Annotated in this window: 1 protein-coding gene and 1 pseudogene; one reads left to right on the forward strand and one right to left on the reverse strand. The window is 38.6% G+C overall.

The window, feature by feature from the left end; all coding sequences use genetic code 11:
• Nucleotides 1–698 (forward strand): annotated as a pseudogene (locus ACYVBM_RS19815) (IS256 family transposase); the annotation flags it as partial.
• 1,142 nt (nt 699–1,840) lie between these two features.
• On the opposite strand, the gene ACYVBM_RS19820 reads toward ACYVBM_RS19815, so the two are convergent.
• A partial coding sequence (locus ACYVBM_RS19820; RefSeq protein ID WP_460687436.1) for a magnesium chelatase subunit ChlI family protein occupies nt 1,841–2,133 on the reverse strand: 293 nt, incomplete at its 5' end.

Raw genomic sequence — 2,133 nt, forward strand, 5'->3', positions numbered from 1 at the left:
GTACTGAAAGTAAAGCAGAATAGCAAGTATATCAACAAGTGCATTTACCTGGTTATTGGCCTGAAAAACGATGGACTGAAAGAAGTGTTGGGCATGTGGATGGCTGAAACAGAATCAACTTCCTTCTGGATGAGCGTACTGACTGATCTGAAAGCCCGGGGCGTGGAAGATATCCTGATCGCCTGCACCGATAATCTCAAAGGTTTTACAGATGCCATCAAAGGGGTATTCCCTGATACGGTAACCCAGCTCTGTGTGGTACACCAGATCCGCAACTCCTGCAAGTATGTGGTGTGGAAAGACAGAAAACCCTTCTGCGCTGATTTAAAGGAGGTTTATGGGGCTGTAAATCGGGATGCAGCAGAAGCTGCTTTGGAAAAATTATCCGAAAAATGGGGCCATAAGTACCGTCATGCCATTGAGTCCTGGCGCAACAACTGGGACTGTCTTACCAGCTATTTTGATTTTCCGCTGGAAATCCGAAAAATCATTTATACCACCAATACCATCGAAAATCTGAACCGGGGTATTAGAAAATATACGAAGACAAAGGTGCAGTTCCCTGATGACCAGGCAGCCCTAAAGGCTGTTTACATGGCTATTTCTAATATCGAAAAAAATGGAGTATGCCCATCCAAAATTGGGGGTTCATACTCCATCAGTTCTTAACTATCTTTGACAACAGATGCCGCCTCTAAGTACAGTTGCTTAATCTGTTTACACAATTTATTTTATACTCTCTTGTTTTTCAATAAGTATATCTTCTATTCAGATTTAATATACAAGATTCTAATGTCTCCAATTAATCCTTCGAATTCCTTAACAAATTTTTTCTGCGAGTTCAAACAGCATAAGTACTTTTCCATATTGTCCCGTACCAATATAACCATTTTGCACCCGAATATAGGCAAAGTTATCGTTATCGATTTATCCAGGCAAATTGTGGTACGCTATTTCGCAAGCAATTTTAATGATGTCTTTTAATAACGACACATCCACCCGGCCGCCTTTAACTTCTTCTTCAATACTTGCTACATAGCCTCTTTGCTCTGATAGTTTTTTAATATAGGTTTAGATAAATCTGTGTTCTCGGATTTCTTCTTTCTCTGCCAGTGTATCAAGATATTCTTTTCCCCTTTCTCTGGCATTAGATACTTGCTTTGTCGATGGTGGCTGTATGATTTGTATTTCTTCTTTAGTTCTGTCTTCTCTTAGGTGCTATTATCTCACGATCTTCTTTAATAACTGCTTCGATTCTTTTAGGGTTTCCAGTAATGGATTTGGTGTACTTCTTGTATTATTTCTTCCTCAATTTCTGATACTCTCCGGGAATACTTCTCCCTTGAATTTTAGTAGTAACTCGCCATTGCTATTCGGGGATAATATCAATTAGCTGATATTAAGGCTATTTACGAAACTTATGATTGGGGGCTTATAGTAGGTAGATAAATTTGTTTGTGGAGTAGTTCCCTCTTCAGGTAATGCTTATTTATTAAAAATTATCAACATTGAGCAATTTCTGTTCTTTTCTGAGAAGAATTTAGAACGGACTGAAGATTTTAGAAATTTTGAATCTCATTACAGTAGGAAAGAATATTTAAAGATCAGTGATATGCTAACATCTTTCGAATTAGCAGTATTGGATATTCTTGATGATACCGGGTTGATGCTTTCAAATCAGGGATAAGCTTTCGTTCTTGGTATAGAATAACAAAAAGGTAGTAATAACCGCGTTAATAAATTACTATGTAATTAACAGGAAAGAATATTGGTAATTGTAAATTAGACAAAAAAGATATTTTTGGCTGTTCAATAAATAATGCCTGAATTGAATATAAAATTACCCTGCCCAGCCTTCCCTGTCCAGACTCCTGTACTGGATGGCTTCGGCAAGATATTCCGGCTTGATGTTATCGCTTCCTTCCAGGTCGGCGATAGTGCGCGCTACCTTTAAAATACGATCATAGGCACGGGCAGAGAGGTTGAGCTTTTCCATGGCCGCTTTCAGCAGCATCTGTCCTACATTATCGATCACGCAAATTTCTTTCAGCATTTTACTGCTCATTTGCGCGTTACAATAAATGCCCGGGTAATCCTTATAACGTGCTGCCTGTATATCCCTTGCTTTGATTA

The sequence above is a fragment of the Niabella aquatica genome (assembly GCF_054779315.1).